The 20,658-nt window shown below is 63.3% G+C and carries 32 protein-coding genes; 31 read left to right on the top strand and 1 reads right to left on the bottom strand.

The features are described 5' to 3' along the window. Nucleotides 1-7: 7 nt before the first annotated feature. The 3 genes from fusA to rpsJ all read left to right on the top strand — a co-directional run bounded on the left by fusA (nt 8) and on the right by rpsJ (nt 3,772). On the top strand, nt 8-2,116 hold the full coding sequence (gene fusA / locus ACREYQ_RS16135; protein ID WP_432258529.1) for an elongation factor G: 2,109 nt from the start codon (nt 8-10) through the stop codon (nt 2,114-2,116). Nucleotides 2,117-2,195: 79 nt separating this feature from the next. Next, on the top strand, nt 2,196-3,386 hold the full coding sequence (gene tuf / locus ACREYQ_RS16130; protein WP_432258528.1) for an elongation factor Tu: 1,191 nt from the start codon (nt 2,196-2,198) through the stop codon (nt 3,384-3,386). Between the two features lie 77 nt (nt 3,387-3,463). After that, complete coding sequence (gene rpsJ / locus ACREYQ_RS16125) at nt 3,464-3,772, top strand: 30S ribosomal protein S10 (protein WP_006160488.1); 309 nt, start codon at nt 3,464-3,466, stop codon at nt 3,770-3,772. An 88-nt stretch (nt 3,773-3,860) separates the two neighbouring features. On the opposite strand, the gene ACREYQ_RS16120 is transcribed toward rpsJ, so the two are convergent. After that, complete coding sequence (locus ACREYQ_RS16120) at nt 3,861-4,874, bottom strand: AraC family transcriptional regulator (RefSeq protein ID WP_432258527.1); 1,014 nt, start codon at nt 4,872-4,874, stop codon at nt 3,861-3,863. A 280-nt stretch (nt 4,875-5,154) separates the two neighbouring features. On the opposite strand from ACREYQ_RS16120, the gene ACREYQ_RS16115 reads away from it, so the two are divergent. The 28 genes from ACREYQ_RS16115 to rpsM all read left to right on the top strand — a co-directional run bounded on the left by ACREYQ_RS16115 (nt 5,155) and on the right by rpsM (nt 20,642). After that, a complete protein-coding gene (locus ACREYQ_RS16115; protein WP_432258526.1) occupies nt 5,155-6,384 on the top strand; it encodes a dienelactone hydrolase family protein in 1,230 nt (409 codons plus the stop codon). An 84-nt stretch (nt 6,385-6,468) separates the two neighbouring features. Beyond that, nucleotides 6,469-7,257 (top strand): SDR family oxidoreductase, encoded by a 789-nt coding sequence (locus ACREYQ_RS16110; protein WP_432258525.1) that lies wholly within the window; start codon nt 6,469-6,471, stop codon nt 7,255-7,257. 33 nt (nt 7,258-7,290) lie between these two features. Further along, nucleotides 7,291-8,532, top strand: coding sequence for a styrene monooxygenase/indole monooxygenase family protein (locus ACREYQ_RS16105; RefSeq protein WP_432258524.1), 1,242 nt, complete (start codon nt 7,291-7,293; stop codon nt 8,530-8,532). A 1-nt stretch (nt 8,533) separates the two neighbouring features. Continuing rightward, complete coding sequence (locus ACREYQ_RS16100; protein WP_432258523.1) at nt 8,534-9,034, top strand: flavin reductase family protein; 501 nt, start codon at nt 8,534-8,536, stop codon at nt 9,032-9,034. Nucleotides 9,035-9,332: 298 nt separating this feature from the next. Beyond that, nucleotides 9,333-9,983, top strand: coding sequence for a 50S ribosomal protein L3 (gene rplC / locus ACREYQ_RS16095; protein ID WP_078198156.1), 651 nt, complete (start codon nt 9,333-9,335; stop codon nt 9,981-9,983). Between the two features lie 12 nt (nt 9,984-9,995). Continuing rightward, nucleotides 9,996-10,616 (top strand): 50S ribosomal protein L4, encoded by a 621-nt coding sequence (rplD, locus tag ACREYQ_RS16090; protein ID WP_092299449.1) that lies wholly within the window; start codon nt 9,996-9,998, stop codon nt 10,614-10,616. Next, the gene (rplW, locus tag ACREYQ_RS16085; protein WP_006576245.1) at nt 10,613-10,927 is read left to right on the top strand and encodes a 50S ribosomal protein L23; all 315 of its coding nucleotides are present in this window, start codon (nt 10,613-10,615) and stop codon (nt 10,925-10,927) included. Before rplD ends, rplW begins: the two co-directional genes overlap by 4 nt. 2 nt (nt 10,928-10,929) lie before the next feature. Then, on the top strand, nt 10,930-11,760 hold the full coding sequence (gene rplB / locus ACREYQ_RS16080; protein WP_035817808.1) for a 50S ribosomal protein L2: 831 nt from the start codon (nt 10,930-10,932) through the stop codon (nt 11,758-11,760). Nucleotides 11,761-11,782: 22 nt separating this feature from the next. Beyond that, nucleotides 11,783-12,058, top strand: a complete 276-nt coding sequence (rpsS, locus tag ACREYQ_RS16075; protein ID WP_078198154.1) for a 30S ribosomal protein S19 — start codon at nt 11,783-11,785, stop codon at nt 12,056-12,058. 9 nt (nt 12,059-12,067) lie between these two features. Next, nucleotides 12,068-12,397, top strand: coding sequence for a 50S ribosomal protein L22 (rplV, locus tag ACREYQ_RS16070; RefSeq protein ID WP_013958244.1), 330 nt, complete (start codon nt 12,068-12,070; stop codon nt 12,395-12,397). Between the two features lie 9 nt (nt 12,398-12,406). Then, a complete protein-coding gene (gene rpsC / locus ACREYQ_RS16065; RefSeq protein WP_013958243.1) occupies nt 12,407-13,207 on the top strand; it encodes a 30S ribosomal protein S3 in 801 nt (266 codons plus the stop codon). A 2-nt stretch (nt 13,208-13,209) separates the two neighbouring features. Beyond that, nucleotides 13,210-13,626, top strand: a complete 417-nt coding sequence (gene rplP / locus ACREYQ_RS16060; protein WP_010812391.1) for a 50S ribosomal protein L16 — start codon at nt 13,210-13,212, stop codon at nt 13,624-13,626. 11 nt (nt 13,627-13,637) lie between these two features. Then, nucleotides 13,638-13,832, top strand: a complete 195-nt coding sequence (gene rpmC, locus ACREYQ_RS16055) for a 50S ribosomal protein L29 (RefSeq protein ID WP_010812390.1) — start codon at nt 13,638-13,640, stop codon at nt 13,830-13,832. After that, nucleotides 13,829-14,107 carry a 30S ribosomal protein S17 gene (rpsQ, locus tag ACREYQ_RS16050; protein WP_010812389.1) on the top strand — a complete coding sequence of 93 codons (279 nt, stop codon included), beginning with the start codon at nt 13,829-13,831 and terminating at the stop codon, nt 14,105-14,107. Before rpmC ends, rpsQ begins: the two co-directional genes overlap by 4 nt. A gap of 279 nt (nt 14,108-14,386) precedes the next feature. Continuing rightward, the gene (gene rplN / locus ACREYQ_RS16045) at nt 14,387-14,755 is read left to right on the top strand and encodes a 50S ribosomal protein L14 (protein WP_010812388.1); all 369 of its coding nucleotides are present in this window, start codon (nt 14,387-14,389) and stop codon (nt 14,753-14,755) included. Nucleotides 14,756-14,764: 9 nt separating this feature from the next. Next, nucleotides 14,765-15,073, top strand: coding sequence for a 50S ribosomal protein L24 (gene rplX, locus ACREYQ_RS16040; RefSeq protein ID WP_010812387.1), 309 nt, complete (start codon nt 14,765-14,767; stop codon nt 15,071-15,073). 25 nt (nt 15,074-15,098) lie between these two features. Beyond that, nucleotides 15,099-15,641 (top strand): 50S ribosomal protein L5, encoded by a 543-nt coding sequence (gene rplE / locus ACREYQ_RS16035; protein WP_432258522.1) that lies wholly within the window; start codon nt 15,099-15,101, stop codon nt 15,639-15,641. Nucleotides 15,642-15,650: 9 nt separating this feature from the next. Beyond that, nucleotides 15,651-15,956: a 30S ribosomal protein S14 gene (gene rpsN / locus ACREYQ_RS16030; protein ID WP_432258521.1), complete on the top strand. Its 306-nt coding sequence runs from the start codon at nt 15,651-15,653 to the stop codon at nt 15,954-15,956. Between the two features lie 27 nt (nt 15,957-15,983). Next, nucleotides 15,984-16,379: a 30S ribosomal protein S8 gene (rpsH, locus tag ACREYQ_RS16025; RefSeq protein ID WP_010812384.1), complete on the top strand. Its 396-nt coding sequence runs from the start codon at nt 15,984-15,986 to the stop codon at nt 16,377-16,379. Nucleotides 16,380-16,388: 9 nt separating this feature from the next. Further along, the gene (rplF, locus tag ACREYQ_RS16020) at nt 16,389-16,922 is read left to right on the top strand and encodes a 50S ribosomal protein L6 (RefSeq protein WP_010812383.1); all 534 of its coding nucleotides are present in this window, start codon (nt 16,389-16,391) and stop codon (nt 16,920-16,922) included. 11 nt (nt 16,923-16,933) lie between these two features. Next, nucleotides 16,934-17,290, top strand: coding sequence for a 50S ribosomal protein L18 (gene rplR, locus ACREYQ_RS16015; RefSeq protein WP_432260433.1), 357 nt, complete (start codon nt 16,934-16,936; stop codon nt 17,288-17,290). A gap of 21 nt (nt 17,291-17,311) precedes the next feature. Continuing rightward, complete coding sequence (rpsE, locus tag ACREYQ_RS16010; protein WP_006160449.1) at nt 17,312-17,830, top strand: 30S ribosomal protein S5; 519 nt, start codon at nt 17,312-17,314, stop codon at nt 17,828-17,830. Nucleotides 17,831-17,840: 10 nt separating this feature from the next. After that, a complete protein-coding gene (gene rpmD, locus ACREYQ_RS16005) occupies nt 17,841-18,023 on the top strand; it encodes a 50S ribosomal protein L30 (protein WP_010812381.1) in 183 nt (60 codons plus the stop codon). Nucleotides 18,024-18,045: 22 nt separating this feature from the next. Further along, a complete protein-coding gene (gene rplO / locus ACREYQ_RS16000) occupies nt 18,046-18,480 on the top strand; it encodes a 50S ribosomal protein L15 (RefSeq protein ID WP_012354135.1) in 435 nt (144 codons plus the stop codon). A gap of 44 nt (nt 18,481-18,524) precedes the next feature. Then, nucleotides 18,525-19,868, top strand: a complete 1,344-nt coding sequence (gene secY, locus ACREYQ_RS15995; protein ID WP_115212746.1) for a preprotein translocase subunit SecY — start codon at nt 18,525-18,527, stop codon at nt 19,866-19,868. A 23-nt stretch (nt 19,869-19,891) separates the two neighbouring features. Beyond that, complete coding sequence (gene infA / locus ACREYQ_RS15990) at nt 19,892-20,110, top strand: translation initiation factor IF-1 (protein ID WP_018313956.1); 219 nt, start codon at nt 19,892-19,894, stop codon at nt 20,108-20,110. Between the two features lie 30 nt (nt 20,111-20,140). After that, the gene (gene rpmJ, locus ACREYQ_RS15985) at nt 20,141-20,257 is read left to right on the top strand and encodes a 50S ribosomal protein L36 (protein ID WP_008642959.1); all 117 of its coding nucleotides are present in this window, start codon (nt 20,141-20,143) and stop codon (nt 20,255-20,257) included. Between the two features lie 19 nt (nt 20,258-20,276). Continuing rightward, the gene (gene rpsM / locus ACREYQ_RS15980) at nt 20,277-20,642 is read left to right on the top strand and encodes a 30S ribosomal protein S13 (protein ID WP_010812377.1); all 366 of its coding nucleotides are present in this window, start codon (nt 20,277-20,279) and stop codon (nt 20,640-20,642) included. The last annotated feature ends 16 nt before the right edge of the window (nt 20,643-20,658 follow it).

Below are 20,658 nucleotides of genomic sequence, written 5' to 3'. Positions count from 1 at the left end.
GATTAAAGTGGCTCGTAAGACTCCTATTGAGCGCTACCGTAACATCGGTATTTCGGCTCACATTGACGCGGGTAAAACCACCACGACCGAGCGGATCCTGTTCTACACCGGTGTGAACCACAAGATCGGTGAAGTGCATGATGGCGCCGCCACCATGGACTGGATGGAGCAGGAGCAGGAGCGCGGCATCACCATCACGTCTGCTGCGACCACTGCCTTCTGGAAGGGCATGGGCGGCAACTACCCCGAGCACCGCTTCAACATCATCGACACCCCGGGCCACGTGGACTTCACCATCGAGGTGGAGCGTTCCATGCGTGTGCTGGATGGCGCCTGCATGGTCTACTGCGCAGTGGGTGGCGTGCAGCCGCAGTCGGAAACCGTCTGGCGTCAGGCCAACAAGTACAAGGTGCCGCGTCTGGCGTTCGTCAACAAGATGGACCGTACCGGCGCGAACTTCTTCAAGGTCTACGACCAGCTGAAGACCCGCCTGAAGGCCAACCCGGTGCCCGTGGTGGTGCCGATCGGCGCTGAAGACGGCTTCCAGGGCGTCGTCGATCTGCTGGAAATGAAGGCGATCATTTGGGACGAAGCCAGCCAGGGCGTGAAGTTCGAATACCGGGACATCCCGGCCGAGCTGCAAGCCACTGCTGACGAATGGCGCGAGAAGATGGTCGAGTCCGCCGCCGAAGCCAGCGAAGAGCTGATGGAAAAGTACCTGGGCGGCGAAGAGCTGACCCGCGCCGAGATCGTCAAGGCGCTGCGTGACCGCACCATCGCCTGCGAAATCCAGCCGATGCTGTGCGGCACCGCGTTCAAGAACAAGGGCGTGCAGCGCATGCTCGACGCCGTGATCGACTTCCTGCCGTCGCCGGTCGACATTCCGCCGGTTACGGGCACGGACGAGGACGACAGCGAGAAGAAGCTCGAGCGCAAGGCTGACGACAGCGAAAAGTTCTCGGCACTGGCGTTCAAGATCATGACCGACCCGTTCGTTGGTCAGCTGATCTTCTTCCGCGTCTATTCGGGCAAGATCAATTCGGGCGACACCGTGTACAACCCGGTCAAGGGCAAGAAGGAACGCCTCGGCCGTATTCTGCAGATGCATGCCAACCAGCGCGAAGAAATCAAGGAAGTGCTGGCCGGCGACATCGCCGCTGCAGTGGGCCTGAAGGACGCCACCACGGGCGACACGCTGTGCGATCCGGCTGCACCGATCGTGCTCGAGCGCATGGTGTTCCCGGAGCCGGTGATCTCGCAGGCCGTCGAGCCGAAGACCAAGGCTGACCAGGAAAAGATGGGCATCGCCCTGAACCGCCTGGCCGCTGAAGATCCGTCGTTCCGCGTGCGTACCGATGAAGAATCGGGTCAGACCATCATTTCGGGCATGGGCGAGCTCCACCTCGAAATTCTGGTCGACCGCATGAAGCGCGAATTCGGCGTGGAAGCCAACATCGGCGCGCCGCAGGTGGCCTACCGCGAAACTATTCGCAAGACGGCCGAAGGTGTCGAGGGCAAGTTCGTCAAGCAGTCGGGCGGCCGCGGCCAGTACGGTCACGCCGTGATCACGCTGGAACCGCAAGAGCCGGGCAAGGGCTTCGAGTTCATCGACGCCATCAAGGGCGGTGTGATTCCTCGCGAATACATCCCGGCGGTCGAAAAGGGTATCGTCGACACGCTGCCGAACGGCATCCTGGCTGGCTTCCCGGTGGTGGACGTGAAGGTCACGCTGACGTTCGGTTCGTACCACGACGTGGACTCGAACGAAAACGCGTTCCGCATGGCCGGCTCGATGGCTTTCAAGGAAGCCATGCGCAAGGCCAGCCCGGTTCTGCTCGAGCCGATGATGGCCGTGGAAGTGGAAACGCCGGAAGACTACACGGGTACCGTGATGGGCGACTTGTCGTCCCGCCGCGGCATCGTGCAGGGCATGGACGACATGGTGGGCGGCGGCAAGATCATCAAGGCCGAAGTCCCGCTGTCGGAAATGTTCGGTTATTCCACGTCGCTGCGCTCGGCCACGCAAGGCCGTGCCACGTACACCATGGAATTCAAGCACTACGCAGAGGCACCGAAGAACATCGCCGAAGCCGTGATGTCGGCCAAGGGCAAGTAATAAACGCTGCGCCGCCACGCATGACCTGCGTGGCGGCGCAATGAATCGAATCAGACTGTATTCCATTAGGAGCTGAAACATGGCAAAGGAAAAGTTCGAGCGGACCAAGCCGCACGTGAACGTTGGTACGATTGGTCACGTTGACCATGGCAAGACCACGCTGACCGCAGCGATCGCCACGGTGCTGGCCTCGAAGTTCGGCGGCGCCGCCAAGAAGTACGACGAAATCGACGCAGCGCCGGAAGAAAAGGCACGCGGTATTACCATCAATACCGCCCACGTCGAGTACGAGACGGCCAACCGCCACTACGCGCACGTTGACTGCCCGGGCCACGCTGACTATGTGAAGAACATGATCACGGGCGCAGCGCAGATGGACGGCGCGATCCTGGTTTGCTCGGCCGCTGACGGCCCGATGCCGCAAACGCGCGAGCACATCCTGCTGGCGCGCCAGGTTGGCGTGCCTTACATCATCGTGTTCCTGAACAAGTGCGACATGGTGGACGACGCTGAACTGCTCGAGCTGGTCGAGATGGAAGTTCGCGAGCTGCTGTCGAAGTACGAGTTCCCCGGTGACGACACCCCGATCATCAAGGGTTCGGCCAAGCTGGCGCTGGAAGGCGACAAGGGCGAGCTGGGCGAAGTGGCGATCATGAACCTGGCCGACGCCCTGGACAACTACATCCCGACGCCGGAGCGCGCGGTTGACGGTACGTTCCTGATGCCGGTGGAAGACGTGTTCTCGATCTCGGGTCGCGGCACGGTGGTGACCGGCCGTATCGAGCGCGGCGTGATCAAGGTCGGCGAGGAAATCGAAATCGTCGGTATCAAGCCGACGGTGAAGACCACCTGCACCGGCGTGGAAATGTTCCGCAAGCTGCTGGACCAGGGCCAGGCTGGCGACAACGTCGGTCTGCTGCTGCGCGGCACCAAGCGTGAAGACGTCGAGCGCGGCCAGGTGCTGTGCAAGCCGGGTTCGATCAAGCCGCACACTCACTTCACCGGTGAGGTGTACATCCTGTCGAAGGACGAAGGCGGCCGTCACACCCCGTTCTTCAACAACTACCGCCCGCAGTTCTACTTCCGTACCACCGACGTGACTGGCTCGATCGAGCTGCCGGCGGACAAGGAAATGGTCATGCCGGGTGACAACGTGTCGATCACCGTCAAGCTGATCGCCCCGATCGCCATGGAAGAAGGCCTGCGCTTCGCTATCCGCGAAGGTGGCCGTACCGTCGGCGCCGGCGTCGTGGCAAAGATCCTCGACTAAGCACTTCCTGGGACATGCCCGCGGGCATGTCCCCATTCAACGGGCACGTTGCCCAATCGCTCTTTTAAGGAAATATCATGCAGAACCAGAAGATCCGTATCCGCCTGAAGGCTTTCGACTACCGCCTGATCGACCAGTCGGCCGCCGAAATCGTGGATACCGCCAAGCGTACCGGCGCGATCGTCAAGGGCCCGGTGCCCCTGCCGACCCGCATCCAGCGCTTCGACATCCTGCGTTCGCCGCACGTCAACAAGACCAGCCGCGATCAGTTCGAGATCCGCACGCACCAGCGCCTGATGGACATCGTCGACCCGACCGACAAGACGGTTGACGCGCTGATGAAGCTCGACCTGCCGGCAGGCGTGGACGTCGAGATCAAGGTGTAATCATGCTTTGGGCCGCATCGGCGGCCTGTTGCAGCAAAACGGCGAACCTCGGTTCGCCGTTTTTGTTTTCTGGCATGCGAAATGACGCCTAGCCCCGGCCGCGCCGGCGCAGCGTGTCAGCCGGGCATTCGCCGAAGGCGCGCCGATAGTCGGCACTGAAGCGTCCCAGGTGTGCAAAGCCCCAGCGCAGCGCGGCGCTGGTCACCGACGACAGTGCCGCATCGTTGAGCAGGTCGTGCCGTACCCGTTCCAGGCGGACGGTGCGCAGGTAGGCCATCGGGCTCAGGCCCCGGTGCTCGCGGAACCCCGCATACAGGCTGCGCAGGCTGACGCCCGCCGCCTCGGCCAGCAGCGCCGGCGTGAGCGCAGCGGCGGCATGGGCATGGATATATTCCTCGACCACCTTCACATGGCGCGGCGCCAGCGGCTTGCCGTGCTGCTGCAGCGCCTCAGACAGGCTGTGCGGCTGCAGCGTCAGCAGGGTCCCGATCACCAGTTGCTCAAGCTGGCACGCCGTCAGCGGATGGCGCGCGGCTTCCGGCGCGACCGACAGCATCTGCGCCAGGTATTCCACCAGCTGGTACCAGCCCGGGCTGCGCCAGGCCATGCCGAGCTGGAAGCGCAGCGGCTGATCCGGACGATGGCCGAGATAGGCGGCGCACACGCGCTCCAGCGCGCTGCGCTCGACGCGCACGATCAACTGGTCGTTGTCGGCGCTCCAGCGCATCAGCAGCGGGTCGCTGGGCGTCAGCACGGAAGCGCAGTCGGGCGTCGACAGCACCTGCTGGCTGCCGCAGCGGATCTCCGCCCGGCCGCTGAGCGGCATCTGCACCAGCAGGAAGTCTCCGAGCGGGCCCGGATCGATGGTGACATCGGCGCCGTAGGCCAGCCGGTTCAGCGACACCGCGCCCAGCGGCGCGTGGTGCATGCGGGCCGACAGGCTCGAGCCGCGGATATCGAGCCGGTGCGGCTTGAAGACCTTGCCGACCGCCGCGCGCGTCTGCCCGAGGTCGGCGGAGGCGAACACCAGCCGGCCGGCATCGTGTAGCAGGGCATTGGCCAGCGGCGCCGGGGCCCTGGCAGTGGGGGGCAGCTGCAGCATTGTCTCGCTCCTCGGGCGTGTCCGCGGCGCTGGCCGGCGCCCACGGCACCGGTGCCGGGGCACCATGCGCGCAGCATGGTCCACGGGTCAACTATAGCGGATAGGGTCCCCGGGCCCGGCGCCGCGTTGACCGAAGCCACAGTTTCCTGCACTAATTGGATAGCCGCTGCACCCCGCGGCTAGCTTGCTGCGGTGCGGAGCCACCATGATGGAATCCAGCACGGCAGCCCCACCCGGCACCAGGCAGTCACCGAACAGAGAACGACAAGGAGCGCAGGCCATGGGCCAGACCATCCAGATCCAGACCCCCGAAGGCAGTTTCAGCGGCTATCTCGCCACCCCGGCGGCAGGCAAGGGCCCGGGCATCGTGCTGTGCCAGGAGATCTTCGGCGTCAACGCGACCATGCGGCAGGTGGCCGACTACTACGCCGAGGAAGGCTATACGGTGCTGGTGCCCGACCTGTTCTGGCGCATCGCACCCGGGATCGAGCTGACCGACCGCGGCGAGGACTTCCAGCGCGCGCTGGGCCTGTACCAGCAGTTCGACGAGGCCAAAGGCGTGCAGGACGTGGGCGCCGCGCTGGAGGCGCTGCGGGCGCGGCCGGAATGCGCCGGCCAGACCGGCGTGCTGGGCTTCTGCCTGGGCGGCAAGCTCGCCTACCTGGCGGCGTGCCGGCTGCCCGACGTGGCCTGCGCGGTGGCGTACTACGGCGTGGGCATCGAGCACGCGCTGGGCGAGGCCGCCAACGTGCGCGGCCGCCTGGTGCTGCATATCGCGGAGCAGGACGGCTTTTGCCCGCCACAGGCGCAGGCAGCGATCCGCGAGGCGCTGGCCGGCCGGGACAACATCGACGTCTACGTCTACCCCGGCGTCGACCATGCCTTTGCCCGCACGGGCGGCGAGCACTTCGACAAGCCCTCGGCGCTGATGGCGCACCAGCGCTCGCTCGCCGCGCTGCGCGGCGAGATGGGGCCGCACTATGACTTCTCGGCGCTGTGGGACAAGCACTGCGAATATGAATTCGCCACCCGCGACGTCGACGCCACCATGGCGACGATGGTGCCGCAGCCCTACGTGAACCATATCCCGACCATGACCGGCGGCGTCGGCTACGCGCAGCTGCGGCGTTTCTACCAGCACCATTTCGTGCACAGCAACCCGCCCGACACCACGCTGATCCCGCTGTCGCGCACCGTCGGGGCCACGCAGATCGTCGACGAGATGCTGTTCTGCTTCACCCATACCTGCGAGATCGACTGGATGCTGCCCGGCGTGCCACCCACAGGCAGGCGCGTGGAGATCCCGCTGATCGCCATCGTCAAGTTCCGCGGCGACAAGCTGTACCACGAACATATCTACTGGGACCAGGCCAGCGTGCTGGTGCAGATCGGCAAGCTGGACCCGGCGGGTTTGCCCGTGGCGGGCGTGGAGACCGCGCGCAAGCTGCTGGACGAGACCCTGCCGTCGAACACGCTGATGGCGCGCTGGCAGCAGAGCGAAGGCAAGTAGGCCGCGTCGCGGCACTGATCCGGATCGGGTCCGCAGAGGCCCGCCCGCAACCATCGCCGGCTGTAGCCGGCACAGGAGACCAGCATGAAAGGACTGCAGGGCAAGGTGGCCATTGTCACCGGCGGCGCCACGCTGATCGGCGCCGGCGTGGCGCGGGCCTTTGTCGAGGCCGGCGCGCGCGTGGCGATCTTGGATATCGATGCGGCCAACGGCGAGCGCGTGGCCGCGCAGCTGGGGGCGAACGCGCGCTTCATCGCCACCGACATCACCCGCGACGAGCAGGTCCGCGACGCCGTGGCACAGGTGGTGCAGCATTTTGGCGGCATCGACTGCCTGGTCAACCTGGCCTGCACTTATCTCGATGACGGCTTCCGCTCGAACCGTGCCGACTGGCTGGCGGCGCTCGACGTCAATGTGGTGTCGGGCGTGATGCTGGCGCAGGCGGTGCATCCGCATATGCGGGCGCGCGGCGGCGGGGCCATCGTCAACTTCACCAGCATCTCGGCCAGGGTGGCGCAGACCGGGCGCTGGCTCTACCCGGTGTCGAAAGCCGCCATTGCGCAGCTGACGCGCAGCATGGCGATGGACCTGGCGCCCGACCGCATCCGCGTGAACGCGGTGTCGCCGGGCTGGACCTGGTGCCGGCTGATGGATGAAGTCAGCGGCGGCAACCGCGCGCGCACCGACGCGGTGGCCGCGCCGTTCCACCTGCTGGGCCGCGTCGGCGAGCCCGACGAAGTGGCACAGGTGGTGCTCTTCCTCTGTTCCGACCACGCCAGCTTCGTTACCGGTGCCGACTATGCCGTCGATGGCGGCTACTCCGCCATGGGCCCGGAGCAGAACGTGCCCGCCATTGGCAAGCTGGCCGGCTGAACGCCAGCAAACGATCCTTCAGGAGACAACGTCATGAGCCAACGCATCGCCATCGTCGGGGCCGGCCAGTCGGGCCTGCAAATGGCCCTCGGGCTGCAAGCCAAGGGCTACCGGATCACGCTGCTGTCCAACCGCACGCCCGAGCAGATCCGCGGCGGCAAAGTCATGTCCAGCCAGTGCATGTTCGACCGCGCGCTGCAGACCGAGCGCGCGCTTGGGCTGAACTGGTGGGACGATGCCTGCCCGCCGGTGGAAGGCATCGGCCTGGCCGTGCCGCATCCGGAACAGGCCGGCGCGCGCGCGATCGACTGGGCCGCGCCGCTGGACCGCCCGGCGCAGGCGGTGGACCAGCGCCTGAAGATGCCGGCATGGATGGAAGCCTTCGTTGCGCGCGGCGGCGACCTGCGCATTGTCGATGTGGGCGTGGACGAACTGGAGGACCTGACGCGTGAGCATGACCTGGTGCTGCTGGCCGCAGGCAAGGGCGAGATCGTCAGCCGCTTCGAGCGCGATGCGTCGCGCAGCCCCTTCGACAAGCCGCAGCGTGCGCTGGCGCTGACCTATGTGACCGGCATGGTGCCGCGCACGCCGTACTCGCGGGTTTGCTTCAACCTGATCCCGGGCGTGGGCGAATACTTTGTCTTCCCTGCGCTGACGCTGTCGGGGCCGTGCGAGATCATGGTGTTCGAAGGCATCCCGGGCGGTCCGATGGACCGCTGGGCCGACGCGCGCACGCCCGCGCAGCACCTCGCCGAAAGCCTGCGCATCCTGCAGACCTACCTGCCATGGGAGGCCGAGCGCTGCGAGCGCGTCGCGCTGACCGACGACCATGGCATCGTCGCGGGGCGCTTTGCGCCGACGGTGCGCAAGCCGGTGCTGACGCTGCCGTCCGGGCGGCTGGTGTTCGGCATGGCCGATGCCGTGGTGGTCAACGACCCGATCACGGGGCAGGGCTCGAACAATGCCGCGAAATGCTGCAAGGTCTATCTGGATGCGATCCTGGCGCGCGGCGACCGGCCCTACGACCAGGCCTGGATGGAGCACACCTTCGACCAGTACTGGCAATACGCCGGCGACGTGGTGGCGTGGACCAACACACTGCTGACGCCGCCGCCGCCGCACATCCTGGCGCTGCTGGGCGCGGCGGGCCAGGCCCCCGCGCTGGCCGCGCGCATCGCCAACGGCTTCGACAACCCGCCGGACTACTTCCCGTGGTGGTCGGATCCGCAGGCCTGCCACCAGCTGATCAACCAGTACGTTGCCGAGGCAGCGTGACATGGACACCGCCACGCCCGCCACCTCCGTCCATGATCCGCGCGAGCTGCGCCGGGTTTGCGGCCGCTATGCCACCGGCGTGGCGGTCATTGGCGCCTGCGGGCACCAGGGCCGCCCGGTTGGCCTGACCGTGAACTCGTTCGCCTCGCTGTCGCTGGCACCGCCGCTGATCCTGTGGAGCCTGGCGCTGCATTCGCCGAATGCGGGCCTCTTTGCGCCGGGCGCGCATTTCGGCGTCAGCATCCTGCGCGCGGGGCATGGTGAACTGGCCCGCCGCTTCGCCACGCCGGCGCCGGACAAGTTCGCCGGTGTCGCCCACCGGCGTTGCGAGCGCGGCGTGCCTTACCTGGACGAGGCGCTGGCGACGCTCGCCTGCCGCGTGGAACGTGCCGATCCGGTTGGCGATCACCTGCTGATCGTCGGCGCGGTCGAGGGGTTCGAGGCGGGGGAGGGCGAACCGCTGGTATTCTATGGCGGCGATTTCGTGCGCATCGCGGCCTGAGCAAGCCTCTTTTTGTGTCATCGGCGCCGCTTCGTTTCGCAGCCGTCGCCTCCGCACCACACTCCAAGCAACGCAAGCGCCACTGCCGTGGCCTCCCTGTCTACAACATTGCAGGGAAATCCGCAATTCATATTGCCCTTCCCAAGCTGCTGCGATATAGTGTAAGGCTACCCGTTTCCTCGGGTAGTGGGCTGGCCATTTTGGCCGCGCGCAGTCTTCTTTAGCGCAGGTCCACAGCAAACACAGTTTTCGTGTATCAATCAGCCCCGGCCAATCGCAGCTGGGAATGGAGCAAACCATGAGCCTTGGCCTTGTAGGTCGCAAGGTTGGCATGACCCGTATTTTCACGGACGACGGTGATTCGATTCCCGTTACCGTGGTCGAGGTCGGCGACAACCGCGTGACGCAAATCAAGACGGACGAGACCGACGGTTACACCGCCGTTCAAGTCACCTTCGGCGCGCGACGCGCAAGCCGCGTTACCAAGCCGCTGGCGGGTCACCTCGCCAAAGCCGGCGTGGAAGCCGGTGAAATCATCCGCGAATTCCGTATCGATGCAGCCAAGGCTGCCGAACTGCAAGCTGGCGGTTCGCTGTCGGTCGACCTGTTCGAAGTCGGTCAGAAGATCGACGTGCAGGGCGTGAGCATCGGTAAGGGCTACGCCGGTACCATCAAGCGCTATCACTTCGCCTCCGGCCGTGCCAGCCACGGTAACTCGCGCTCGCACAACGTGCCGGGCTCGATCGGTATGGCGCAGGATCCGGGCCGCGTGTTCCCGGGCAAGCGCATGACCGGTCACCTGGGCGATGTCACCCGCACCGTGCAGAACCTGGAGATCGCCAAGATCGACGCAGAGCGCAAGCTGCTGCTGGTCAAGGGCGCCATCCCCGGCTCCAAGGGCGGCAAGGTCATCGTCACCCCGGCCGTCAAGGCCAAAGCCAAAGCTTAAGGAGCGCATGTAATGGAACTCAAGCTCCTCCAGGACAATGGCCAGATCGGCGCAGGCGTTGCCGCTTCGCCCGAAGTCTTCGGCCGTGACTACAACGAAGCCCTCGTTCACCAGATCGTCGTCGCTTACCAGGCCAACGCGCGCAGCGGTAACCGTAAGCAGAAGGATCGTGAAGAGGTCAAGCACACGACCAAGAAGCCGTGGCGCCAGAAGGGTACGGGTCGCGCCCGTGCCGGTATGTCCTCGTCGCCGCTGTGGCGCGGGGGCGGCCGTATCTTCCCGAATTCGCCGGAAGAGAACTTCACCCAGAAGGTCAACAAGAAGATGTTCCGTGCCGGCATGCGCTCGATTTACTCGCAGCTCGCACGTGAAGGCCGTATCAACGTGGTGGACGGTTTCACTGTCGACGCGCCCAAGACCAAGCTCTTGGCCGACAAGTTCAAGGCCATGGGCCTGGACTCGGTGCTGATCATCACCGACAGCCTCGACGAAAACCTCTACCTGGCTTCGCGCAACCTGCCGCACGTGGCAGTCGTGGAGCCGCGCCAGGCTGATCCGCTGTCGCTCGTGCACTACAAGAAGGTGCTGGTGACCAAGGCGGCCGTCGCGCAGATCGAGGAGTTGCTGAAATGACGCAAGTAGCCAAGAACGATCATCGTTTGATGCAGGTGCTGCTCGCGCCGGTGGTTTCCGAAAAGGCAACCCTGGTCGCCGACAAGAATGAACAAGTCGTGTTCGAAGTGGCCCGCGATGCCAACAAGGCAGAAGTGAAGGCCGCCGTCGAACTGCTGTTCAAGGTCGAGGTGCAGTCCGTTCAGATCCTGAACCAGAAGGGCAAGCAGAAGCGTTTTGGCCGTTTCATGGGGCGTCGCAACCACGTGAAGAAGGCCTACGTTTCGCTGAAGCCGGGTCAGGAAATCAATTTTGAAGCGGAGGCCAAGTAATCATGGCACTCGTCAAGACCAAGCCGACTTCCCCGGGTCGTCGCTCGATGGTGAAGGTGGTCAACAAAGACCTTCACAAGGGCGCCCCGCACGCTCCGCTGCTGGAAAAGCAATTCCAGAAGTCGGGCCGTAACAACAATGGTCATATCACCACCCGCCACAAGGGCGGTGGTCATAAGCACCACTACCGCGTGGTCGACTTCAAGCGCAACGACAAGGACGGCATCCCCGCCAAGGTCGAGCGTCTGGAATACGACCCGAACCGCAGCGCCAATATCGCGCTGGTGCTGTTCGCCGACGGCGAGCGCCGCTACATCATCGCCACCAAGGGCATGGTTGCCGGCCAGCCGCTGATGAACGGCTCGGAAGCCCCGATCAAGGCCGGTAACAACCTGCCGATCCGCAACATTCCGGTCGGTACCACGATCAACAACGTGGAAATGCTGCCGGGCAAGGGTTCGCAGATCGCGCGTGCCGCTGGCGGTTCCGCCGTGCTGCTGGCGCGTGAAGGCCTGTACGCCCAGGTTCGCCTGCGCTCCGGTGAAGTGCGCCGCGTGCACATCGAGTGCCGCGCCACCATCGGTGAAGTGGGCAACGAAGAGCACAGCCTGCGCGTCATCGGCAAGGCCGGTGCGACCCGCTGGCGCGGTATCCGCCCGACGGTCCGTGGTGTCGTGATGAACCCGGTCGACCACCCGCACGGTGGTGGTGAAGGCAAGACCGCTGCTGGTCGCGATCCGGTTTCGCCGTGGGGTACCCCGGCCAAGGGTTACCGTACCCGCAGCAACAAGCGCACGGACAGCATGATCGTCCAGAAGCGCCACAAGCGTTAATCGGTAGGTAGGAGCTAAAGATATGACTCGTTCCGCTAAAAAGGGTCCGTTCTGCGACGCCCACCTGCTGAAGAAGGTGGAAGTCGCAACGAGCGGCAAGGACAAGAAGCCCATCAAGACTTGGTCGCGCCGCTCGACCATTCTGCCGGAGTTCATTGGCCTGACGATCGCCGTCCACAACGGCCGTCAACACGTGCCGGTGTACGTTACGGAAAACATGGTTGGCCACAAGCTCGGCGAATTTGCGATGACCCGCACGTTCAAGGGCCACGCGGCTGACAAGAAAGCGAAGAGGTAAGGTGCCATCATGGAAGTGAAAGCGATTCATCGCGGTGCCCGCATCTCCGCCCAGAAGACGCGCCTGGTCGCTGACCAGATCCGTGGTCTGCCGATCGAGCGCGCGCTCAATGTCCTGCAGTTCAGCCCGAAAAAGGCTGCCGGGATCGTGAAGAAGGTGGTCGAATCGGCCATCGCCAACGCCGAGCACAACGAAGGCGCCGACATCGACGAACTCAAGGTCAAATCGATCTTCGTCGACAAGGCAACCTCGCTCAAGCGCTTCACGGCACGGGCAAAGGGCCGCGGCAACCGCATCGAGAAACAAACCTGTCACATCACTGTGACGCTCGGCAACTAAGGAGTCACGATGGGACAGAAGATTCATCCGACTGGCTTCCGTCTGGCTGTCAGCCGCAACTGGGCTTCGCGCTGGTACGCCAGCAACACGAAGTTCGCCGGCATGCTGAAGGAAGACATCGAAGTTCGCGACTTCCTGAAGAAGAAGCTCAAGAACGCATCGGTTGGCCGCGTCGTGATCGAGCGCCCCGCCCGCAATGCACGCATCACCATTTACAGCTCGCGTCCGGGCGTGGTGATCGGCAAGAAGGGTGAGGACATCGAACTGCTCAAGGCTGAACTGCAGCGTCGCATGGGCGTGCCCGTGCACGTGAACATCGAGGAAATCCGCAAGCCGGAAACCGATGCTCAGCTGATCGCCGATTCGATCACCCAGCAGCTCGAGCGCCGCATCATGTTCCGCCGCGCCATGAAGCGCGCCATGCAGAACGCGATGCGCCTGGGCGCCCAGGGTATCAAGATCATGAGCGCCGGCCGTCTGAACGGTATCGAAATCGCACGTACCGAGTGGTACCGCGAAGGCCGTGTGCCCCTGCACACCCTGCGCGCCGACATCGACTACGGCTTCTCCGAAGCAGAAACCACCTACGGCATCATCGGTGTCAAGGTGTGGGTCTACAAGGGTGATCACCTCGGCCGCAACGACGCGCCGGTGGTGGAAGAGCCGCAGGACGACCGTCGTCGTCGCCCGGGTCGTCCGGAAGGCCGCCGCCGTGAAGGCGAAGGCCGCCCGGGTGGCAACCGTCGCGGTGGCGCCGGTGCAGGTGCCGGTCGCCGCGGTGCGCCTGGCGATGCGAAGAGTGGAGAATAACGATGCTGCAACCTAAGCGCAGAAAATACCGCAAGGAGCAGAAAGGCCGCAACACGGGTAAGGCTACCCGTGGCAACGCCGTGTCTTTCGGCGAATTCGGCCTGAAGGCCATGGGCCGTGGCCGCCTGACCGCTCGTCAGATCGAGTCGGCACGTCGTGCGATGACCCGCCACATCAAGCGTGGCGGCCGCATCTGGATCCGGATTTTCCCGGACAAGCCGATCTCGAAGAAGCCCGCCGAAGTCCGTATGGGTAACGGCAAGGGCAATCCGGAGTACTACGTGGCTGAAATCCAGCCGGGCAAGATGCTGTACGAAATGGATGGCGTGAGCGAAGACCTGGCACGTGAGGCGTTCCGCCTCGCGGCCGCCAAGCTGCCGATCGCCACCAATTTCGTGGTGCGCCAGGTCGGGACGTAAGGAGAGCAGGGATGAAAGCATCCGAACTTCGCGGCAAGGACGCCGCCGGGCTGAACCAGGAGCTCTCCGAGCTGCTGAAGGCCCAATTTAGCCTGCGCATGCAAAAGGCGACCCAACAGCTGCAGAACACCAGCCAGCTGAAGAAGGTTCGCAAGGACATCGCGCGTGTGCAAACCGTGCTGACTCAAAAGGCAAACGCGAAATGACTGAAGCTGCACAAACGGAAAAGTCGCTTCGCCGCACCCTGGTCGGCCGTGTCGTGAGCGACAAGATGGACAAGACCGTTACGGTCTTGGTGGAAAACCGCGTCAAGCATCCTCTGTACGGCAAGTACGTGCTGCGTTCCAAGAAGTACCATGCACACGACGAAGCCAACCAGTACAAGGAAGGCGACAAGGTCGAGATCCAGGAAGGCCGTCCGCTGTCGCGGACCAAGTCCTGGGTGGTTTCCCGGCTGGTAGAGGCTGCACGCGTCATCTAAGAACAACACGTTCTTAGCCTGACTTGCAAGTCCAGGATTATGTAGCTATAATCCTGGACTTCCGCTTTGTTGCGTTCGCCTTTGCAGTATCACCTGGGCGGGCCTGTGAAGCGAGCCAGGGCCGAGCGGCCTCAGCAAATTGTTGAGATCGCCTGGTTCCTACCGACTTCAAAGTTGATCAACCCATACGGAGCTGGCGCAATGCCGGAGCCGACGGGACCAAGACTGACCGACGGGCGCTTTTTGCACCTGACGGATTAAGTTGGGAAGACAAACACCATGATTCAGACAGAAAGCCGGCTCGAAGTGGCCGATAACACTGGTGCGCGCGAAGTGCTGTGCATCAAGGTGCTGGGTGGCTCCAAGCGCCGCTACGCAAGCGTTGGCGACATCATCAAGGTGACCGTCAAGGACGCAGCGCCGCGCGGTCGCGTGAAGAAGGGCGACATCTACAACGCCGTCGTCGTGCGTACCGCCAAGGGCGTGCGCCGCGCTGACGGTTCGCTGATCAAGTTCGACGGCAACGCCGCCGTCCTGCTGAACAACAAGCTCGAGCCGATCGGCACCCGTATCTTCGGGCCGGTGACTCGTGAACTCCGTACCGAGCGCTTCATGAAGATCGTGTCGCTCGCTCCGGAAGTGCTGTAAGGAGCCGCCATGAACAAGATTCGCAAAGGCGACGAAGTCATTGTGCTGACCGGCAAGGACAAGGGCAAGCGCGGTACCGTGCAAGCCGTCCTCGGCGACAAGGTTGCGGTGCAAGGCGTGAACATCGCCAAGAAGCATGCCCGCCCGAACCCGATGCTGGGCACTACCGGTGGTGTGGTCGACAAGGTCATGCCGCTGCATATTTCCAACGTTGCGCTCGTGGATGCCAATGGCAAGCCGTCGCGCGTCGGCATCAAGGTGGAAGACGGCAAGCGCGTGCGCGTGCTGAAGACCACCGGCGCCGTCGTGGCAGCTTGATTCTGGGCACGTATAGGAGTTGAGCATGGCAGCACGTCTGCAAGAGTTTTACAAAGCACAGGTTGTGCCGAAGCTGATCGAACAGTTCGGCTACAAGTCGGTCATGGAAGTGCCGCGCATCACCAAGATCACCCTGAACATGGGCCTTGGCGAAGCGATCAATGACAAGAAGATCATTGAGAACGCCGTGGGCGACCTGACCAAGATCGCCGGTCAGAAGCCGGTCGTGACGAAGGCCAAGAAGGCCATCGCCGGCTTCAAGATCCGCCAGGGCTACCCCATCGGTGCGATGGTGACCCTGCGTGGCGAGCGCATGTTCGAATTCCTCGATCGTTTCGTGACCGTGGCCCTGCCGCGCGTGCGTGACTTCCGTGGTGTGTCGGGCCGTTCGTTCGACGGTCGTGGCAACTACAACATCGGTGTGAAAGAGCAGATCATTTTCCCCGAAATCGAGTACGACAAGATCGACGCACTGCGTGGTCTGAACATCAGCATCACGACGACGGCAAAGAACGACGAGGAAGCCAAGGCCCTCCTCGGTGCGTTCAAGTTCCCGTTCCGCAATTAAGGGGTAACCGTGGCTAAACTGGCTCTGATTGAACGTGAGAAGAAGCGCGCCAAGCTGGTGGCGAAGTATGCCGCCAAGCGCGCCAACCTCAAGGCCATTATTGACGACCAAGAAAAGTCGGAAGAAGAGCGTTACAGCGCGCGTCTCGAGCTGCAGCAGCTCCCGCGCAACGCGAGCCCGACTCGCCAGCGTAACCGCTGCGCGATCACCGGTCGTCCCCGCGGTACCTTCCGCAAGTTTGGCCTGGCGCGTAACAAGATCCGCGAAATCGCCTTCAAGGGCGAAATTCCGGGTCTGACGAAAGCCAGCTGGTAATTACGCACAGGCTACAGGAGAAACAGTATGAGCATGAGCGATCCTATCGCCGATATGCTGACGCGCATCCGCAACGCCCAGGGCGTGCAGAAGGCGTCGGTTGTCATGCCGTCGTCGAAGCTGAAAGTGGCAATCGCCAAGGTCCTGAAGGACGAAGGCTATATCGACGACTACGCCGTCCAGGAAGATGGCGGCAAGGCACAACTGAGCATCGGTCTCAAGTACTACGCCGGCCGTCCGGTCATCGAGCGCATTGAGCGCGTCTCGAAGCCCGGCCTGCGCGTGTACAAGGGCCGCAGCGACATCCCCCAAGTGATGAACGGCCTGGGTGTGGCGATCATCTCGACCCCGCAGGGTCTGATGACCGACCGCAAGGCACGCGCCACCGGCGTGGGCGGCGAAGTTCTTTGCTACGTCGCTTAAGGAGTAACCATGTCCCGTGTAGGTAAGGCTCCCATCGCGCTGCCCAAAGGCGCGGAAGTGAACGTGGCGGCTGGCGTGCTCTCCGTAAAGGGCCCGCTCGGCACGCTGTCGCAGCCGATTCACAGCCTGGTCAAGGTCAATGTCGAAAACGACACGCTGACCTTCAGCCCGGCCGACGAATCGCGTGAAGCAAACGCTCTGCAGGGCACCATGCGTGCTCTGGTGGCCAACATGGTCAAGGGCGTGACCACCGGTTTCGAGCGCAAGCTGAACCTCGTCGGCGTGGGCTATCGTGCCCAGCTGCAAGGCGCTGCGCTGAAGCTCCAGCTTGGTTTCTCGCACGACGTGATCCATGAGATGCCGGAAGGCGTGAAGGCGGAAACGCCGACACAGACCGAGATCATCATCAAGGGTGCGGACAAGCAGAAAGTCGGTCAGGTTGCCGCGGAAGTCCGCGCGTACCGCCCGCCTGAGCCCTACAAGGGCAAGGGTGTGCGTTACTCGGACGAGCGCGTCATCCTGAAGGAAACCAAGAAGAAGTAAGGGGTGCAATGATGAACAAGAAAGACGCTCGTTTGCGCCGTGCACGTCAGACCCGCGCCAAGATCGCGGAGATGAAAGTCAATCGTCTGACCGTGTTCCGTACGAATTCGCATATTTACGCCCAGGTCTTCTCGGAGTGCGGCACCAAGGTGCTGGCTTCGGCTTCGACCGCAGAGGCAGACGTCCGCAAGGAACTGACTGGCACTGGTGCTACCACCGCTGCCGCGACCGCGGTCGGCAAGCGCATCGCCGAAAAGGCGAAGGCTGCCGGCGTGGAAACCGTCGCGTTCGATCGCGCCGGCTTCCGCTTCCACGGTCGCGTGAAGGCACTGGCTGACGCTGCCCGCGAAGCCGGCCTCAAGTTCTAAGCGCACAAAGAGAGATACGTCATGGCAAAGATGCAAGCAAAAGTCCAGCAGGACGAACGCGACGACGGCCTCCGCGAGAAGATGATCTCGGTCAACCGCGTCACCAAGGTGGTGAAGGGCGGCCGGATTCTCGGTTTCGCTGCGCTGACCGTGGTTGGTGACGGCGATGGCCGCATCGGCATGGGCAAGGGCAAGGCCAAGGAAGTGCCCGTCGCCGTTCAGAAGGCAATGGACGAAGCCCGTCGCAAGATGGTCAAGGTCTCGCTGAAGAACGGCACGCTGCAACACGAAGTCGTTGGCAAGCACGGCGCCGCCAAGGTGCTGATGATGCCCGCCAAGGAAGGTACCGGCGTCATCGCCGGCGGCCCGATGCGCGCGATTTTCGAAGTGATGGGCGTCACCAACGTGGTGACCAAGTCGCACGGCTCCACCAACCCGTACAACATGGTTCGCGCCACGCTGGACGGCCTTCAGAAGATGAGCACGCCGGGCGAAATCGCCGCCAAGCGTGGCAAGTCGGTCGAAGACATCCTGGGTTAAGGTGAACGCAATGTCGCAGAAAACCGTAAAAGTGCAACTCGTGCGCAGCCTGATCGGCACGCGCGAGGATCATCGCGCCACCGTTCGTGGCCTGGGCCTGCGCCGCATCAACTCGGTGTCGGAGCTGCAGGACACGCCCGCCGTGCGCGGCATGATCAACAAGGTCTCGTACCTGGTCAAGGTTCTGGCCTGATACCGGGAACTCGGAGAGCAAGATGCAACTGAACAACCTGAAACCGGCCGCCGGTTCGAAGCACGCCAAGCGTCGCGTCGGCCGCGGTATCGGCTCCGGCCTGGGCAAGACTGCCGGTCGCGGTCACAAGGGTCAGAAGTCGCGTTCGGGCGGCTTCCACAAGGTGGGCTTCGAAGGCGGCCAGATGCCGCTGTATCGTCGCCTGCCCAAGCGCGGCTTCACCTCGCTGACCAAGGCGTTCACCGCCGAAGTCACGCTGCGTGACATCGAGCGCCTGGAAGCGGCCGAAGTCGACCTGCTGGTCCTGAAGCAGGCTGGCCTGGTCGGCGACCTGGTCAAGAGCGCCAAGGTCATCAAGGCCGGCGAGCTGACCCGCAAGGTGACGATCAAGGGTCTGGGCGCCACCGCTGGCGCCAAGGCCGCGATCGAAGCCGCCGGCGGCCAGATCGCAGCCTGATACGGCATTTATCGCAGCATAGGCAGTCATAGTCGGAGCATCGTTTGGCCACGGCGAAACCCAATGCAAGCGCGCAAGCCAGGAACACGGCGAAGTACGGCGACCTCAAGCGCCGGCTGATGTTCCTGGTGCTGGCCCTGATCGTGTACCGCATCGGCGCTCATATTCCGGTGCCCGGTATCGATCCGGAGCAGCTTGCGAAGCTTTTCCAGAGTCAGTCGGGTGGCATCCTCGGGATGTTCAACCTGTTCTCGGGCGGGGCGCTGTCGCGCTTTACCGTCTTCGCGCTCGGCATCATGCCGTACATCTCGGCGTCGATCATCATGCAATTGCTGACGATCGTGCTGCCGCAGCTGGAGTCGCTGAAGAAGGAAGGGCAGGCAGGGCAACGCAAGATCACGCAGTACACGCGCTACGGCACCGTGGTCCTGGCCACGTTCCAGGCGCTGTCGATTGCGGTGGCGCTGGAGTCGCAGCCTGGGCTGGTGCTGGATCCGGGCCTGATGTTCCGGGCCACGGCGGTGATTACGCTGGTGACCGGCACGATGTTCCTGATGTGGCTGGGTGAGCAGATCACCGAGCGTGGTCTGGGCAACGGCATCTCGATCATCATCTTTGGCGGTATCGCGGCGGGCCTGCCCAACGCGATCGGCGGACTGTTCGAACTGGTCCGCACGGGTTCCATGAGCATCATCGCGGCGATCTTCATCGTGGCGATCGTTGCCGGTGTGACCTTCGCCGTGGTGTTTGTCGAGCGGGGCCAGCGCAAGATCCTGGTGAACTATGCCAAGCGTCAGGTCGGCAACAAGGTGTACGGCGGCCAGTCGTCGCACCTGCCGCTCAAGCTGAACATGGCAGGGGTGATTCCGCCGATCTTCGCATCGTCGATCATCCTGTTCCCGGCGACGATCGCGGGCTGGTTCACGTCCCAGTCGACGGGTGCGGTTGGCAGGTTCGTCAAGGACCTGGCTGCCACGCTGTCGCCGGGCCAGCCGGTCTACATCCTGCTGTACGCTGCTGCGATTGTATTTTTCTGCTTCTTCTATACGGCCCTGGTGTACAACAGCCGTGAAGTGGCAGACAACCTGAAGAAAAGCGGTGCCTTCATTCCGGGCATTCGTCCGGGCGAGCAGACGACGCGCTATATCGACAAGATTCTGGTGCGCCTGACGCTGGCTGGTGCGATCTACATCACACTGGTCTGCCTGTTGCCGGAATTCCTGGTGCTGCGGTGGAACGTTCCGTTCTACTTTGGCGGAACCTCGCTGCTGATCATCGTGGTCGTCACGATGGACTTCATGGCTCAGGTTCAGTCTTACGTGATGTCGCAGCAATATGAGTCGCTGCTGAAGAAGGCGAATTTCAAGGGCAATCTGACCTTGCGCTGACTTCGGATCGGTACAGGCTAGGTATGGCAAAAGACGACGTCATCCAGATGCACGGGGAGGTCCTGGAAAACCTGCCCAATGCGACGTTCCGGGTCAAGCTGGAAAATGGCCATGTAGTACTGGGCCATATCTCCGGCAAGATGCGAATGAACTACATCCGGATTCTTCCGGGTGACAAGGTGACGGTCGAGCTGACCCCATATGATCTGTCGCGCGCACGAATCGTCTTCCGGACGAAGTGAGCGAACAGGAATTGAAGGAAGAGGAAAATTATGAAAGTGCTGGCTTCTGTTAAGCGCATTTGCCGCAACTGCAAAATCATCAAGCGCAACGGTGTCGTGCGCGTGATCTGCTCGTCGGATCCCCGCCACAAGCAACGCCAAGGCTAATCGGAAAGAGGATTGACGAATGGCACGTATCGCAGGGGTTAACATCCCGAACCACAAGCACACCGAAATCGGTCTGACCGCCATTTACGGTGTTGGCCGCTCGCGCGCTCGCAAGATTTGCGAGGCCACCGGTGTACCGTTTGACAAGAAGGTCAAGGATCTGACCGACGCCGACCTGGAAAAGCTTCGTGACGAAGTGGGCAAGGTCACGGTCGAGGGTGACCTGCGTCGTGAAACCACGATGAACATCAAGCGTCTGATGGACCTTGGTTGCTATCGTGGCATGCGTCACCGCAAGGGCCTGCCGATGCGCGGCCAGCGTACGCGCACCAATGCCCGTACCCGCAAGGGTCCGCGCAAGGCCGGCGTGGCTCTGAAGAAGTAAAGCCGAAGGCAGAGGA

The organism is Cupriavidus sp. TMH.W2 (genome assembly GCF_050847365.1).
GTDB lineage: Bacteria > Pseudomonadota > Gammaproteobacteria > Burkholderiales > Burkholderiaceae > Cupriavidus.
The sequence above is the reverse complement of the archived record's forward strand: the minus strand, read 5'-3'. Positions and strand labels throughout refer to the sequence as shown.

Excerpts from the sequence above, each read along its gene's own strand:
- rpsS (WP_078198154.1), top strand. The coding sequence starts at position 11,783 with ATGACTCGTTCCGCTAAAAAGGGTCCGTTCTGCGACGCCCACCTGCTG.
- rpsH (WP_010812384.1), top strand. The coding sequence starts at position 15,984 with ATGAGCATGAGCGATCCTATCGCCGATATGCTGACGCGCATCCGCAAC.
- rplN (WP_010812388.1), top strand. The coding sequence starts at position 14,387 with ATGATTCAGACAGAAAGCCGGCTCGAAGTGGCCGATAACACTGGTGCG.
- rpsJ (WP_006160488.1), top strand. The coding sequence starts at position 3,464 with ATGCAGAACCAGAAGATCCGTATCCGCCTGAAGGCTTTCGACTACCGC.
- rplC (WP_078198156.1), top strand. The coding sequence starts at position 9,333 with ATGAGCCTTGGCCTTGTAGGTCGCAAGGTTGGCATGACCCGTATTTTC.
- tuf (WP_432258528.1), top strand. The coding sequence starts at position 2,196 with ATGGCAAAGGAAAAGTTCGAGCGGACCAAGCCGCACGTGAACGTTGGT.
- infA (WP_018313956.1), top strand. The coding sequence starts at position 19,892 with ATGGCAAAAGACGACGTCATCCAGATGCACGGGGAGGTCCTGGAAAAC.
- rpmD (WP_010812381.1), top strand. The coding sequence starts at position 17,841 with ATGTCGCAGAAAACCGTAAAAGTGCAACTCGTGCGCAGCCTGATCGGC.
- rplF (WP_010812383.1), top strand. The coding sequence starts at position 16,389 with ATGTCCCGTGTAGGTAAGGCTCCCATCGCGCTGCCCAAAGGCGCGGAA.
- rpsQ (WP_010812389.1), top strand. The coding sequence starts at position 13,829 with ATGACTGAAGCTGCACAAACGGAAAAGTCGCTTCGCCGCACCCTGGTC.
- rplO (WP_012354135.1), top strand. The coding sequence starts at position 18,046 with ATGCAACTGAACAACCTGAAACCGGCCGCCGGTTCGAAGCACGCCAAG.
- ACREYQ_RS16110 (WP_432258525.1), top strand. The coding sequence starts at position 6,469 with ATGAAAGGACTGCAGGGCAAGGTGGCCATTGTCACCGGCGGCGCCACG.
- rplE (WP_432258522.1), top strand. The coding sequence starts at position 15,099 with ATGGCAGCACGTCTGCAAGAGTTTTACAAAGCACAGGTTGTGCCGAAG.
- rpsE (WP_006160449.1), top strand. The coding sequence starts at position 17,312 with ATGGCAAAGATGCAAGCAAAAGTCCAGCAGGACGAACGCGACGACGGC.
- ACREYQ_RS16115 (WP_432258526.1), top strand. The coding sequence starts at position 5,155 with ATGGGCCAGACCATCCAGATCCAGACCCCCGAAGGCAGTTTCAGCGGC.
- rplP (WP_010812391.1), top strand. The coding sequence starts at position 13,210 with ATGCTGCAACCTAAGCGCAGAAAATACCGCAAGGAGCAGAAAGGCCGC.
- rpmC (WP_010812390.1), top strand. The coding sequence starts at position 13,638 with ATGAAAGCATCCGAACTTCGCGGCAAGGACGCCGCCGGGCTGAACCAG.
- ACREYQ_RS16105 (WP_432258524.1), top strand. The coding sequence starts at position 7,291 with ATGAGCCAACGCATCGCCATCGTCGGGGCCGGCCAGTCGGGCCTGCAA.
- rplB (WP_035817808.1), top strand. The coding sequence starts at position 10,930 with ATGGCACTCGTCAAGACCAAGCCGACTTCCCCGGGTCGTCGCTCGATG.
- rpsM (WP_010812377.1), top strand. The coding sequence starts at position 20,277 with ATGGCACGTATCGCAGGGGTTAACATCCCGAACCACAAGCACACCGAA.
- rplV (WP_013958244.1), top strand. The coding sequence starts at position 12,068 with ATGGAAGTGAAAGCGATTCATCGCGGTGCCCGCATCTCCGCCCAGAAG.
- rplR (WP_432260433.1), top strand. The coding sequence starts at position 16,934 with ATGAACAAGAAAGACGCTCGTTTGCGCCGTGCACGTCAGACCCGCGCC.
- rpsC (WP_013958243.1), top strand. The coding sequence starts at position 12,407 with ATGGGACAGAAGATTCATCCGACTGGCTTCCGTCTGGCTGTCAGCCGC.
- rplD (WP_092299449.1), top strand. The coding sequence starts at position 9,996 with ATGGAACTCAAGCTCCTCCAGGACAATGGCCAGATCGGCGCAGGCGTT.
- rpmJ (WP_008642959.1), top strand. The coding sequence starts at position 20,141 with ATGAAAGTGCTGGCTTCTGTTAAGCGCATTTGCCGCAACTGCAAAATC.
- ACREYQ_RS16120 (WP_432258527.1), bottom strand. The coding sequence starts at position 4,874 with ATGCTGCAGCTGCCCCCCACTGCCAGGGCCCCGGCGCCGCTGGCCAAT.
- rplX (WP_010812387.1), top strand. The coding sequence starts at position 14,765 with ATGAACAAGATTCGCAAAGGCGACGAAGTCATTGTGCTGACCGGCAAG.
- rplW (WP_006576245.1), top strand. The coding sequence starts at position 10,613 with ATGACGCAAGTAGCCAAGAACGATCATCGTTTGATGCAGGTGCTGCTC.
- ACREYQ_RS16100 (WP_432258523.1), top strand. The coding sequence starts at position 8,534 with ATGGACACCGCCACGCCCGCCACCTCCGTCCATGATCCGCGCGAGCTG.